The organism is Clostridium sp. ZBS15 (assembly GCF_023845705.1).
In the GTDB taxonomy this organism is placed as follows: domain Bacteria; phylum Bacillota; class Clostridia; order Clostridiales; family Clostridiaceae; genus Clostridium; species Clostridium aquiflavi.
The window spans coordinates 158,788-172,855 of record NZ_JAMQHY010000010.1; the positions used below are offsets into that span (position 1 = coordinate 158,788).

Annotated in this window: 12 protein-coding genes; all 12 read right to left on the minus strand. The window is 27.4% G+C overall.

What is annotated here, in order from left to right; all coding sequences use genetic code 11:
* Positions 1–237 precede the first annotated feature (237 nt).
* Positions 238–1,011: an RNA polymerase sporulation sigma factor SigG gene (gene sigG / locus NG904_RS05655; RefSeq protein WP_012425713.1), complete on the minus strand. Its 774-nt coding sequence runs from the start codon at positions 1,009–1,011 to the stop codon at positions 238–240.
* Positions 1,012–1,092: 81 nt separating this feature from the next.
* Positions 1,093–1,800 carry an RNA polymerase sporulation sigma factor SigE gene (gene sigE, locus NG904_RS05660; RefSeq protein ID WP_252212928.1) on the minus strand — a complete coding sequence of 236 codons (708 nt, stop codon included), beginning with the start codon at positions 1,798–1,800 and terminating at the stop codon, positions 1,093–1,095.
* Positions 1,801–1,812: 12 nt separating this feature from the next.
* Positions 1,813–2,613 carry a sigma-E processing peptidase SpoIIGA gene (locus NG904_RS05665; protein WP_252230387.1) on the minus strand — a complete coding sequence of 267 codons (801 nt, stop codon included), beginning with the start codon at positions 2,611–2,613 and terminating at the stop codon, positions 1,813–1,815.
* Positions 2,614–2,913: 300 nt separating this feature from the next.
* Positions 2,914–4,056 (minus strand): cell division protein FtsZ, encoded by a 1,143-nt coding sequence (gene ftsZ, locus NG904_RS05670; protein WP_252212932.1) that lies wholly within the window; start codon positions 4,054–4,056, stop codon positions 2,914–2,916.
* Between the two features lie 13 nt (positions 4,057–4,069).
* Positions 4,070–5,323: a cell division protein FtsA gene (locus tag NG904_RS05675; RefSeq protein WP_252230389.1), complete on the minus strand. Its 1,254-nt coding sequence runs from the start codon at positions 5,321–5,323 to the stop codon at positions 4,070–4,072.
* A gap of 93 nt (positions 5,324–5,416) precedes the next feature.
* Positions 5,417–6,448 carry a type IV pilus twitching motility protein PilT gene (locus NG904_RS05680; protein ID WP_252230391.1) on the minus strand — a complete coding sequence of 344 codons (1,032 nt, stop codon included), beginning with the start codon at positions 6,446–6,448 and terminating at the stop codon, positions 5,417–5,419.
* Positions 6,449–6,613: 165 nt separating this feature from the next.
* Positions 6,614–7,312, minus strand: coding sequence for an RNA polymerase sporulation sigma factor SigK (gene sigK, locus NG904_RS05685; protein WP_252212938.1), 699 nt, complete (start codon positions 7,310–7,312; stop codon positions 6,614–6,616).
* A gap of 82 nt (positions 7,313–7,394) precedes the next feature.
* The gene (locus tag NG904_RS05690) at positions 7,395–8,909 is read right to left on the minus strand and encodes a penicillin-binding transpeptidase domain-containing protein (protein WP_252213069.1); all 1,515 of its coding nucleotides are present in this window, start codon (positions 8,907–8,909) and stop codon (positions 7,395–7,397) included.
* A 169-nt stretch (positions 8,910–9,078) separates the two neighbouring features.
* A complete protein-coding gene (locus NG904_RS05695; protein ID WP_252230393.1) occupies positions 9,079–10,314 on the minus strand; it encodes a peptidase U32 family protein in 1,236 nt (411 codons plus the stop codon).
* A gap of 6 nt (positions 10,315–10,320) precedes the next feature.
* Positions 10,321–10,965 carry an O-methyltransferase gene (locus tag NG904_RS05700; RefSeq protein WP_252230395.1) on the minus strand — a complete coding sequence of 215 codons (645 nt, stop codon included), beginning with the start codon at positions 10,963–10,965 and terminating at the stop codon, positions 10,321–10,323.
* 19 nt (positions 10,966–10,984) lie between these two features.
* The gene (mltG, locus tag NG904_RS05705; protein ID WP_252230397.1) at positions 10,985–12,013 is read right to left on the minus strand and encodes an endolytic transglycosylase MltG; all 1,029 of its coding nucleotides are present in this window, start codon (positions 12,011–12,013) and stop codon (positions 10,985–10,987) included.
* 96 nt (positions 12,014–12,109) lie between these two features.
* Positions 12,110–13,936: a translational GTPase TypA gene (typA, locus tag NG904_RS05710; RefSeq protein WP_252230399.1), complete on the minus strand. Its 1,827-nt coding sequence runs from the start codon at positions 13,934–13,936 to the stop codon at positions 12,110–12,112.
* Between the last annotated feature and the right edge of the window lie 132 nt (positions 13,937–14,068).

Genomic DNA, 14,068 nt, shown 5'->3' on the forward strand with positions numbered 1-14,068 from the left:
TATAACACTAAATACAACATTTGCCTGCTAATGAATTCTAATTTATAAGTTTCAAATGAGTATTTAAATACATAAATTTTGTATTTAATTTTCTTTGAATACAAAGAAAACGGCAAATGAAACTAAAAACTTTATTTATTCTATATATTTATATGTATGATAACTTTACTTAATTACTTATATAATAAAAACTGATATTTNNAAATATCAGTTTTTATTATACCATATGGATTAATTTTAAACATGTTTTCTCATATGCTTTAAAGCTGTTTTTTCCAACCTAGACACCTGTGCTTGAGAAATGCCAATTTCATCTGCAACTTCCATTTGCGTTCTTCCCCTAAAAAATCTTAAATTTAAAATTAATTTTTCTCTATCTGTTAGCTTTTTCATAGCTTCCTTTATGGATATATTTTCAAGCCAACTTTCATCTGTATTTTTTGAATCACTTATTTGATCCATAACAAATATTGCATCTCCACCATCATGATAGATTGGTTCAAATAAAGATACCGGATCTTGTATTGCATCTAACGCAAATACAACTTCTTCTCTTGGTAGTTCTAGTTCTTTTGCAATTTGAGATATTGTTGGCTCTTTATTATTGTCCTTTATAAATTTATCTCTTACTATTAATGCCTTATATGCAATATCTCTTAATGATCTACTAACTCTTATAGAATTATTGTCTCTTAAATATCTTCTAATTTCTCCTATTATCATAGGTACTGCATAGGTTGAAAACTTAACATTTTGTGATAAATCAAAATTATCTATTGATTTCATCAAACCAATACATCCTACTTGAAATAAATCATCAACGTTTTCTCCTCTATTATTAAATCTTTGAATAACACTAAGTACTAATCTTAGGTTGCCTTTTATAAAGGTTTCTCTAGCACTTAAATCTCCTTTTTTTAATGCTAAAAGAAGTTGTTTCTTTTCTTTTTCTTTAAGCATTGGAAGTTTAGAAGTATTTACTCCACATATTTCCACCTTATTAATAATCATAAGTACCAACCCTTTCGGAAGTAATAATCTGCTGCATTAAAGATTATCTCCGATAGATAATACTTTTATACTAAAGACAAGCTAAATCATTTTGCTTATTTCTTTTTTTAGTCTTCTAATTATTTTTTTTTCTAATCTTGAAATGTAAGATTGAGATATTCCAAGCATATCCGCAACTTCCTTTTGAGTTTTTTCTCGTGTTCCATTTAGCCCAAATCTAAGTCTTACAATTTCTTTTTCTCTATCATTTAAAATTTTAAGTGCCATTAACAATAATTGCTTGTCAACTTCATCTTCAATTAAATTGTATACCTCATCATTTTCAGTACCTAAAATATCTGATAACAATAATTCATTTCCATCCCAATCTATATTTAAAGGTTCGTAAAATGAAATTTCTGCTTTTATTTTACTATTTCTCCTTAAATACATTAGAATTTCATTTTCTATACATCTAGATGCATATGTTGCTAATTTAATCTTTTTTTCTGGATTAAAAGTATTTACTGCTTTTATTAATCCAATAGTTCCTACTGAAATTAAATCTTCTACATGAACACCTGTATTTTCAAACTTTCTTGCTATATAAACAACTAGTCTTAAATTTCTTTCTATTAAGATACTTCTTATACTTTCGTCTCCATGCATAAGATTATTCACTAACGTTTCTTCTTCATCTTTTGATAATGGTGGTGGAAGTGCATCGCTACCACCTACATAATATAGCTTTCTTCTAAATAATTTAAATCTAGATAATAACTTATTTAAAAATAAAATCATTCTTCTCATAATACACCCCTTTTATATTACTCCTCTTGATAACAATGCATTAAAATCATTTTCTTTACTTAACTTCTCATTACAAGGACATATGATAGCATCCACTTCATTATAAAATTTTTCACCTTTTATTTTTATAGATTCTACCTTTATTCCTTTTAAATTACCTCCATATCCAATTGCACTATAAGGTATGTAATAGACATCCTTACAATTGAAATCAATTGTACTTATAAGATCCTTTTCTATTAAAATACATGGAAGATTGCTAACAGGCTCTCTTAGTTCATTACCAGTATCTAAGAAACCTTTTATATCATACATATTGTCAGATACCTTAAACTGTATACTAAACTTAAAATTATTCACCATTAATTTGTTTTTAATATATTCTATTAATCTATTACAAAACATATATATTATCATTCCACCTAATAGCAAATACTTCATTGAGTACTTGCTTATTTCAAAACTTTCTCCTAACAAATATTCATTTTGATTTAGTGAAAATAAAAAACATAATCCACTTAATGTAAATGTTAATAATAAAAATACACACATTGCTTTAATTGTATTAATAAAACCTTTTTTACCATAGCTTATCCTAATCATTATATATAAGATTATTATTCTACAAGGAAATGAAGTTAACACATTCAATTTAGGAAATAATAGTACAATCGTATACAATGCTCCTATAAACCCTGAACATATTAATAGAATATCTTTAACTTTATACTTTAGTATTTTCATTGTTAGTATCATAAGAAATAAATTAATTATAAAATTTTCTAAAATTAAAATATCTATATATACCTCCATACGAATCCCCCTATTGAGTTTTATTATAGACTTATATTAATTAAAAATTTGTCACAATAGCATACGATATTGCCATTTTTAGAACATAACTTTTTACATATATTTACATTTAGTTTTTAATAATCAATAATACTTTTATATTTAATCAATTACTATCTTTAATTGTATAACATAGATAAATTACTTTATAAAAAGTAATAACATGTATTAAAACAATAAAATTTGTATAAAGAAAAAAGCATGCAAGATTAATTAATCTCGCATGCTTTTCTTATATATAAATTCATAAAATACTAAGTATTAATGCTTTTTAGTTCTTCTTAAGAAAACAGGTATATCTAATAGATCATCATCATCAAAATTACTTTCTTGTTTAGGTTGTTCCACTGTCGCTGCAACTTCTGGTGTAGGAGCCTTAGGTTGTGGTACCTCTTCTCTTTGAGTTTGAGTAACCTTATTTATCACTTCTGAAGGAGCAATATTATTGTTAGGAACTTCAAATCCTGTAGCTATAACAGTAATTCTAATCTCCTCATTAAGTGTTTCATCAATTACTGCACCAACGATTATATTAGCATCAGGATCTACTGCTTCACGGACAACATCAGCTGCATCGTAAACTTCTAATGCACCTAAATCAACTCCACCTGTGAAGTTTATTATAACATCTGTTGCACCTTCAATTGATGTTTCTAATAACGGAGATGAAATTGCTTGATGAACTGCATCTTGAGTTCTATTATCTCCACTTCCAAAACCGACCCCCATATGAGCTAATCCTTTATTAAGCATAACTGCCTTTATATCTGCAAAGTCCGCATTAATTACACCAGTAATAGTAATTAGGTCAGAAATTGCCTGTACACCTTGTCTTAACACATCATCAGCTAATTTAAATGAATCTAATAATGTAGTCTTCTTATCTGCCATTCTAAGTAGTCTTTCATTTGGAATAATCACCAATGTATCTACTTTTTGTTTTAATGTTTCTATACCCATTTCCGCATGTCTCATTCTTCTCTTACCTTCAAATGGGAAAGGCTTTGTAACTACACCTACAGTTAATATTTCCATAGACTTAGCTATTTCTGCAACTATCGGAGCAGCACCAGTTCCAGTTCCGCCACCCATTCCTGCAGTTATAAATACCATATTAGCACCTTTTATTGCAGCTGAAATTTCTTCTTTACTTTCTTCTGCTGCTTTTTTCCCTATTTCAGGGTTAGCTCCAGCACCTAAGCCTTTTGTTAACTTTTCTCCAATTTGAATTTTTTGATCTGCATGTGAAAGCATTAATGCTTGTTTATCTGTATTAATTGCTATAAATTCTACATTTTTTAACCCTTCAACTATCATTCGATTTACAGCATTACTACCGCCACCTCCGCAGCCTATTACTTTTATATTAGTTAATTCTTGAATATCCCCATCAAAATCTAACAAAATAACTCCTCCTTTAGAAAATTCCCTCTAAAAAATCTCTGACTTTCTTTAAAACACTCTTACTTGCTTTGTTTTCTATTTTTTCTTCTTCATTTTTACTTATAACAATATCATTAACCTTCTGTGAATTTTTATACTCATATGAAATTAAATCTAAATTATCATAAACTTCCTTGACTACAGCTAAAGATGTTATATTCTCAGGATTTTTTATCCCTAAATCATCTTTTGTTATAACTGTAGCTGGAATTTTCAAAATATCATTAACGAAATTGCTTATATTCTCAAAATAATTTAATCCACTACCATATAGAATTATACTACAAATTCTATCATAATGACCAGTGTTTTTTAACTCTCTATTAATATAATTTAGTATTTCTTCAATTCTAGCATTAATAACTTCATAAAATAATGATTTTGATATCTTTAATGTCCCAACTTCTATTTCGTCCGCTATTTTATTATCTTTATACAAAGTTTCATAATTACTAGAATAAATTATTTTTATATTCTCAGCTTCCGAAAATGAAAGCTCTCCACAAATTGCCAAATCTTTAGAAATATTACTTCCGCCTAAAGGTATACTACCAATGTATTTAGGAATTCCATTACTAAATATAGCCATATCTATATTGCCTGCACCTATATCTACTAAAACTTTATCTCCTACATCATCCTCAGTTAAAAATATCTGTTTACCACACAATATATTTAACTTTATATTAGATAGATTATAATTAGTGCCTTTAAAAATCTCATAATATTTAGTAATTTCATCTTTTAATCCTATTATTAAAGTTAAATTTACATCTAATTTATTACCTCGCCAATTTAATATATCTCTATGTAAAACTTTTCCATCCAAGATATAAAAATTAATCAAAGTATCAATTAGAATTTCATTGTCACTAATAGAAGTAGCGTTTCTAGCCTTTTTTAATGCTTCGTTTATATCTTCTTTTTTAGCCATCCCCTCTATTAATGAAATAGAAACAGTGACTTCAGTTATTCTAATATTTCTTGTTGATATCCCTGCTGAAATATTTTTTATCTTCCTACCACTTTTATCTTCTAAATCTTTTAAAAGAGTTTTTAAAACTTCTCGACACTTGTCAGCATCTTTAATTATTCCTTTTTCAATTCCTTTAGATTTACAATACTTAACACCAAGTATTTGCATATCCTCTTCATCTTTTTTTGCTGCAAGAGAAGCTGATAGCTTCTTACTTCCAAAGTCTATTGATGCAATTATTTCTTCTTGCATTATTTTATTTCTTACCTCCTTGCAGAAAAGTATACTGTTTCCTATTTATATTCAACATAACAATTAAAATTCCTTTTTATTACTTTGTTAATTTTAATTATTGTTTGATTTCCATTTTATATACTCTTCTTTAACTATTATATTTTCATTAACCAATCTTTTCAAATCCATATCAATTGTTTGCATTCCATACTTAGATCCCATTTGAATAAAACTATTGATCTGCTCGTAATTTCCCTCTCTTATTAAATTCTTTATGCTAGTAGTGCATGTCATAATTTCTAGTGCTGCAGTTCTTCCAACACCTGTAGCATTAGGTAATAAAACTTGTGACACAACTCCTCTCAACAACGAAGAAAGTTGTACTTTAATTTCATTTTGTTCTTTATTATCAAAAGAGTTAATTATTCTATAAATACTATTAGCAGCTCCCATTGTATGAAGTGTTGAAAATACCAAATGACCTGTTTGAGCTGCTCTTAATGCCACTTCTATTGTTTCAGTATCTCTCATTTCTCCAATTAATATAACATCTGGATCTTGCCTTAATGCAGCTCTTAGCCCCATAACATAGCTCTTAGTATCTTGACCAACTTCTCTTTGATTTATTATTGATTTATTATTATCATAGATATACTCAATAGGATCTTCTAGTGTAATTATATGCTTCTCTTTTGTATTATTAATTTCATTTATCATGGCGGCGAGTGTTGTACTTTTACCTGATCCTGTAGGACCTGTTACTAATACTAATCCATCATTCAATTTTGTAAAATCTTTTAGTATTTGTGCATTTGTTATATCACTAATTTTAGGTATACGTTGTTTTATCACTCTTAAACAAATAGAATAATTCCCTTTACACTTATATGCATTAACTCTAAAATTCCCCATACCTTCAGGTTGATACTTAAAATCAATATCCCCTTCTTCTAAAAATTCTTCAAATCTTTCTGGTGCTAGTTCTCTAATGTATTGAGCTACTGTTTCATGATTAATTACTAAGTTACTAGCACTTTTTAAATTACCATCTATTCTAATTATTGGAGGTAACCCAGAAGAAATATGAATATCAGAAACATTATTTAAATCAATGCTTTTTATCAGTTTGTCGATATTTGACATAATCATCCCCCATTAAATATTAAAATATATTTTTAAAAAATAAAACCTTTTTTAATTTATTCTAAAAATAATCTTCCTATAATAAGATTATCATATTTTTCAATATAATTAATAGTTTTTTATATTAAAATAAGGTGCGCTTTTTAGCTACACCTTATTTTGACTTTAAATTTTACCAAATAATTCTTTTTTTAGTTTTTTTAAAGCTTTTTTTTCTATTCTAGATACATAAGAACGAGAAATTCCTAACATCCCTGCTATCTCCCTTTGAGTTTTTCTGTTTCCATCTATCAATCCATATCTCATTATAAGTATTGTACTTTCTCTTTTAGTTAAAGAATCTTTAATTTTTTTATATAGGTCTTTGATCTGTAGGTTATTCTCTACTTTTTCTAAAACCGAATCACTATCACTACTTAATATATCGATAAGACAAATTTCATTTCCTTCCTTATCTACTCCAATAGGATCTTGCAGATATACTTCACTTTTTTGTTTTTTATTGTTTCTAAACAACATTAAGATTTCATTTTCTATGCACCTAGAGGCATAAGTAGCAAGTCTAGTACCCTTACTAGAATCAAACGAATCAATCGCTTTAATTAATCCAACAGTTCCAATAGAGATTAATTCATCTACATCTTTATTAGGAAAAGAATATTTCTTTACTATATGTGCTACCAATCTTAAGTTTCTTTCAACTAAAACACCCTTGGCTGTCTTATCTCCATCTTTAAGTCTTTTTAAGTATTCTTCCTCTTCACTTTCATTAAGCGGGTTGGGAAATGTATTTCCGCTACTTATATATCCTGTTAAAAATAGAGAATTACATATCAATTCTATGAAACCATTTAATACAAACACCTTTTTCCTCCATAACAGTGCTTGATACTATAATATGTTTAGAAATTAAAAAAGTTGCTTATTCATTTCTATTTTATTATATTTATTTATTATTTAATGTTTTAACTATATCTTTAAATATGGGAGCAGCTGTGTCTCCTCCACCAAGTTCCACATTAGTTGCTAAATTTTGTAGTTCTATATTCGGTATAAATACTACCATAGTATATGTTTTGTTATTAAATTTAAAATACCCTGAAAACCATCCATGTGTATTTCCATCACTAGCTGTAGCTGAACCTGTTTTTCCGCCTATATCTAAATCTGCTATATATGCTTTTATTCCTGTACCTCTTACTACAACCTCTTTCATTCCATCTTTAACAAGTCTTGATGTTATTTCACTATAAATTTTTTTCTCATCACTTTTAAATTCTTTTACTACATTATCATTTTTATCTAAAATACTTTCTACAATATACGGCTTTACATATATTCCATTGTTCACTACAGTATTTACAGCCCCTAACATTTGAACTGGCGAAACATTCATACATTGACCTATTGATATATTGTTCATTCCTGCATCTTCTTTAGGTTTTATTCCACAAGTTTCATTTTTATTTTCTCCTTCTAAGTTTAAAACTCTATTATACAAACCTTGTTCTTTAGAATATTCCATCAACTTATCATATCCTACTAAAGAACCAATTTTAGCAAATATATCATTACAAGATCTTACTAATGAATTTTTGACTGTTAATCTTCCATGACCTTCCCTACATATATTTCCACTACAATTGAATGTATCATTTACATTTACCAAACCCATTTCTAATGCAGAGGCCAATGTAATTATTTTATATATTGATCCTGGTTCATACCCAATTTCTTGGATACCCAAGTTTATATTAGCTTCACTTTCATCTTTTTGTACTAAAGCTCTTATCTTTCCAGTATCACTTTCTATGATACTTACTCCAACATTTTTTAAATACTTATATTCTTCTTTTTCAAGTATACTTCTTATTTTATCTTCCATATCTTTATCAATAGTTAATTTCAAATTATTATTATCATCATTTATATTAACTACTTCTTTAGCATATACAGACTTATTATCTAAATAAAAATTTTTTTTAGGCAAATCATTATTTTTTAGGTATCCTTGAAGATTTTCTTGCAAAGATCCTTCAACTTGATTTTCATCTAATATATTAGCTAAAAAGCTACTAACACTCCATGCTTTTTTTGTATCTACTTCATCAAATATATATGTGTAAATTCCTTTTATATTTTGAAGTTTATTTATTTTATTATAAGTTTCTTCTGAAATATTATAATAAATCTTTCCTTGTGATTTCATTATTTCTGCATAATTAAAATCAGGATTTTCAGATTTCATTATAAAATTTAAAGCCATTAAATCCTCTAGTGTCTCCTCATAATTATTCAAACTAAAAGGCTTAATATCAACAACTAAAACATATTTTTTATTATACTTCATCAAATCTTTTCCATTAGTATCTAAAATCATGTATTTTATATTACTTATATTTTCCATTTGATGATTTTGATAAGATACCTGTACTTTTTCTGATGGATGTACCTGTAACATATACAATCTCATACTCAACACTATTATTAGTGTAATAAAAAAAGCCAGAATCTTTAGCAATCTCTTCTTTATGCTATATTTATCAGTAAAAATAAAAAACACCTCTCTTCAGCTTAAATTTTAGCCTTAGATAAGGTGTTTTATTCAAAAATAAAATATTTTATTTATTTTATAATGAAAGCAATTTATTAGATTTTACTAACATATCATTTTTTTGTAATGGTTTTTCAACTTTCACTTTAAATATCATATGTGCTCTATTGGCAACATCAGTTTTAACATTTTTTTCTGCATCAAACATATCTAAAAGTTTAACTTTAAAATATGGTGTATGCGGTCTTAATATCTCTACTTCATCATTTTCAAATACTCTATTTTTTTGTAGTATTGTAGCTATTTTAGTTTCAGGATCATATTCTTTAACCATACCTACAATATCATAGTCTCTTACATAAGATGATTCTTCATAATTTTGTTCACCCATTCTACCTAAGAAGAAACCAGTATGATATTTTCTATGGCTTATTTTATTTAATGTATCCATCCATTCTTCTTTAAATTTATAATCTTCCGGATTATCCCAATAATTATCTAGAGCTTCTCTATAAGCTTTAACAACAGAAGCTACATAAAATTCACTTTTCATTCTGCCTTCTATTTTAAATGAATATATGCCGCTTTGTACAAGCTCTGGTATGTAATTAATCATGCATAAATCTTTAGAGTTCATTATATACGTACCATTTTCATCTTCAACTACTGGATAATATTCACCTGGTCTTGTTTCTTCCATAAGATGATATTTATATCTACATGCATTTGAACATACTCCTTTATTAGAATCTCTTCCAAGCATATAATTAGATATTAAACATCTTCCTGAATACGCTATACACATTGAACCATGCACAAATGCTTCTATATCACAATCCTCTGGAATATTAGATGTTATTGTTTTTATTTCATTAAAAGTTAATTCCCTTGCTAATACAACTCTCTTTACTCCTAAATCATGCCAAAACTTAGTTGCTACCCAGTTAACAGTATTTGCTTGAGTACTTAAATGTAGTTCAAGATCTGGAGCAGCTTCTTTTGCTATCGCAATTAATGATGGATCTGCTACAATAATTGCATCCACACCTAAATCATATAAGCTTTTAATATATTCTCCTGCACCCTTTAAATCCTGATTTCTTGCGAAAACATTTAAAGTAACATATACTTTTTTACCTCTTTGGTGACAATACTTTATTCCTTCTGCCATTTCTTCATTAGTAAAATTATTTGAAAACGCCCTTAAATTTAGTTTTCCTCCACCTAAATATACAGCATCTGCTCCAAAATCTATTGCAATTTTTAATTTTTCTAAATTTCCAGCTGGTGCTAAAATTTCTGGTTTTCTCATTTTAAATTACCTCCTTTTTGTCACTGCAATACCATCTCCCATAGGTATTACTGTTGTTATTAGCTTTTCATCACTAGTAACCATGTCTAAATATGTTCTCATTCTTTTAACTATAGTTATCTTTCTTCTTTTAACAAGCTCATTAGAAGCTACCATACCTCTAAATAAAACATTATCAGCTATAATAATCCCATCTTGTTTTAACAATCTTAAACAATGTGGAAGAAAATGATTATAGTGACCTTTACCTGCATCCATAAATATTAAATCAAAAGGTTCTTCTAATCTTTCTAAAACTTCAAGACAATCGCCTTGTTCTATTTTTATTTTATCTTCTAAATTAAATTTTTTTAAATTTAATTTAGCAAATTCTATCATTTTTTCATCTCTCTCAATTGTTATAATTTCTGGATTAGTTTTTGCAGCTTCATACATTAATATAGATGAAAAACCTATAGCTGTACCAAGTTCTAAAATTCTAAGTGGTTTTTTCATATTTACCATAAACTCTAAAAATACCCCTGTTTCTTTTTGAACTATAGGAACAGCATTTTCTTTTGCAAAATCTTCTATTTCTTTTAATATTCCTTTTCTATCAGGAATTAAACCTCTTATATAATCTTCCATATAATCATATGTAATTTTACTCATTTAAATCCTCCATACTAAACTAATATCCCAATTCTTCTTTTTTCTTTAAAAAATCATCATAACTATCAGTAAAATAATGATATCCATCTTCTTTTAATATATAAAACAAATAATTTGTTTCTTTAGGAAATAATGTAGCTCTTATAGATGCCTTACCTGGATTTGCTATTGGTCCTATTGGTAAGCCAACATATTTATATGTATTATATAAGGAGTTAACTTCCAAATGCTTATTTAATACTACATCTACATGATAACCAAGTCCATATATTACTGTGGCATCTAATTGCAATTTCATATTGTCTTTTAATCTATTATAAACAACAGAAGAAATTAAATCTCTATCATAATCATATCTAGCTTCTTTTTCTATCATTGACGCAATAGTTATTAATTTTTCAATTTCATTGTCTTTTATGTCAATTCCATCTTCATTTTCAATTTCTACTAATACTTCTAAAAATCTATTAAACATTAAGTCAACTATTGATTCTGCATTAGAACCATTTTTAATAAAATATGTATCTGGATATAAGAACCCCTCTAAATTGTATCTCTTATTAGAATCTTCTTTTATAAAACTTGGTAATTTATAACTTTTTATTGCATTTATAAAATCTTCTTTCGAACAAATTCCTTCTTCTTCAATTTTAGAAGATATTTGATCTATTGTATATCCTTCTGGAATTACTAATTTCTTAACATTTTTATTGTCTTCTTGATTGTTTAATGTATTTATTAATTGTGGCAAATTAACATTAGAGTTAACTTCATATATCCCCTCTTGAAGATTCATATCTTTTTTATTAAACATTAAATTAAGTTTTATAAAATACTTATTAGATAATTTATTTTCTCTATTTAACCTATCCAATATTGAATAAATTCCTTCGCCATGTCTAACTTCTATAGAAATTACATCTTCATTTCCCTTTAGAGGTTTTGATATACTCTTTTTATATGAAAATAATAATATAGCACATAAAACTATTAAAAAAAGACTTAAAGTTAATATGATGTTCTTTTTAAAGGATTTAAGCTTCTTCATAAAGTTCCTCCGTAATATATAATAAAGTAAATAGTCATAAGACCATTTACTTTATTATAATATCTTTTTATATTATTTTAAACATAAGAACTTATATTATTTTTTACTTCTGCTTACTAATTTCTTTCTTTCAGAACTACCTAATACAGTTTTTCTCATTCTTATATTCTTTGGTGTAACTTCTACTAATTCATCATCATTTATGAATTCTAAACATTGTTCAAGTTTCATTTCTAATGGTGGAATTAATTTTACTGCTTCATCAGCACCTGAAGATCTTGTATTAGTAAGTTTTTTACCTTTACAGATATTAATATCTATATCCTCTGCTCTAGATGATACACCTACAACCATTCCTTCATATACTGGAAGACCTGATGTTATAAATAATTGTCCTCTTTCTTGAGCATTAAATAATCCATAAGCAATAGATTCTCCATCTCCAAATGAAACTATAGATCCTCTACTTCTAGTTGGAATTTCACCTTTATATCTATCATAGCTATGGAATACATGGTTCATTATACCATTTCCCTTAGTATCAGTCATAAATTCATTTCTGAATCCAATTAATCCTCTTGCTGGAACTATAAATTCTAATCTTGTATATCCGTTAACAGCTGATGTCATATTAACCATTTCAGCTTTTCTTGGTCCTAATTTTTCCATAACTGGTCCCATGAATTCTTCTGGAACATCAATTGTTAAATATTCCATCGGTTCTTCTTTATGACCATTTTCTTCTTTAAATATAACACTTGCTTTTGAAACTTGGAATTCATAACCTTCTCTTCTCATTGTTTCAATAAGTACTGAAAGATGAAGTTCTCCTCTACCTGAAACTTCAAAGCAATCTGGTGTAAGTTCTGTTACTCTTAAACTTACGTTAGTTTCTAATTCTTTAAATAATCTATCTCTTAAATGTCTTGATGTAACGAATTCTCCTTCTTTTCCTGCAAAAGGTGAATTGTTTACCATAAAGTTCATGCTAAGAGTTGGCTCATCTATATTTACAAATGGTAAAGCTTCTGGATTTTGAGAATCTGCAATAGTTTCTCCTATGTTTGCATCAGTAACACCACTTACTGCAACTATATCTCCAAGTGCTGCTTCATCTGCTTCTATTCTTTTTAATCCATCATAAGTAAATACACTTGTTATCTTATAATTTGCTGTACTTCCATCAATTTTTACTAAGGCAACTGTTTGGTTTTTCTTCACTTTTCCTCTGTGAATCTTACCTATAGCAATTTTACCAACATATTCATTTGTATCTAATGTAGTAACTAACATTTGTAATGGTTCGTCTATGTAACCTTCTGGTGCTTGAACATGTTCTATTATCTTTTCAAATAAAGGAATCATGTCATTGTTAGTATCCTCAACATTATCTCTAGCAAAACCTTCTCTAGCTGATGCATATATGATTGGGAAGTCTAATTGTTCATCATTTGCTCCTAATTCTAAGAATAAATCAAAAACTTCATCTATAACTTCTTCTGGTCTTGCATCTGGTTTATCTATTTTATTTATTACAACTATTGGTTTTAATCCTAATTCTAAAGCTTTCTTTAAAACGAACTTAGTTTGAGGCATAGGACCTTCATATGAATCTACTACTAATAAAACCGAATCAACCATTTTCAATACACGTTCAACTTCTCCACCGAAATCCGCATGTCCTGGAGTATCTACTATATTTATCTTAATATCCTTATATTGTACTGCTGTATTTTTTGAAAGAATAGTGATTCCTCTTTCTTTTTCTAAATCATTTGAATCCATTACTCTTTCTTGTACTTTTTCATTACTTCTAAAAACATGGCTTTGCTTTAATAGGGCATCTACTAAAGTTGTCTTACCATGGTCAACGTGAGCAATAATTGCTATATTTCTTATATCTTCTCTCTTTATTAGTTCCATGTAAATTCCTCCAAAAATAATTATTTAATGTATGGACAGTTTAATTTTTACTCTATGTAAACCTATAACTTTTTTTCTCCAAAAGAAAATTGGATACAAAAAAGTATCCAATCTTCTATAACCACTGTTTTT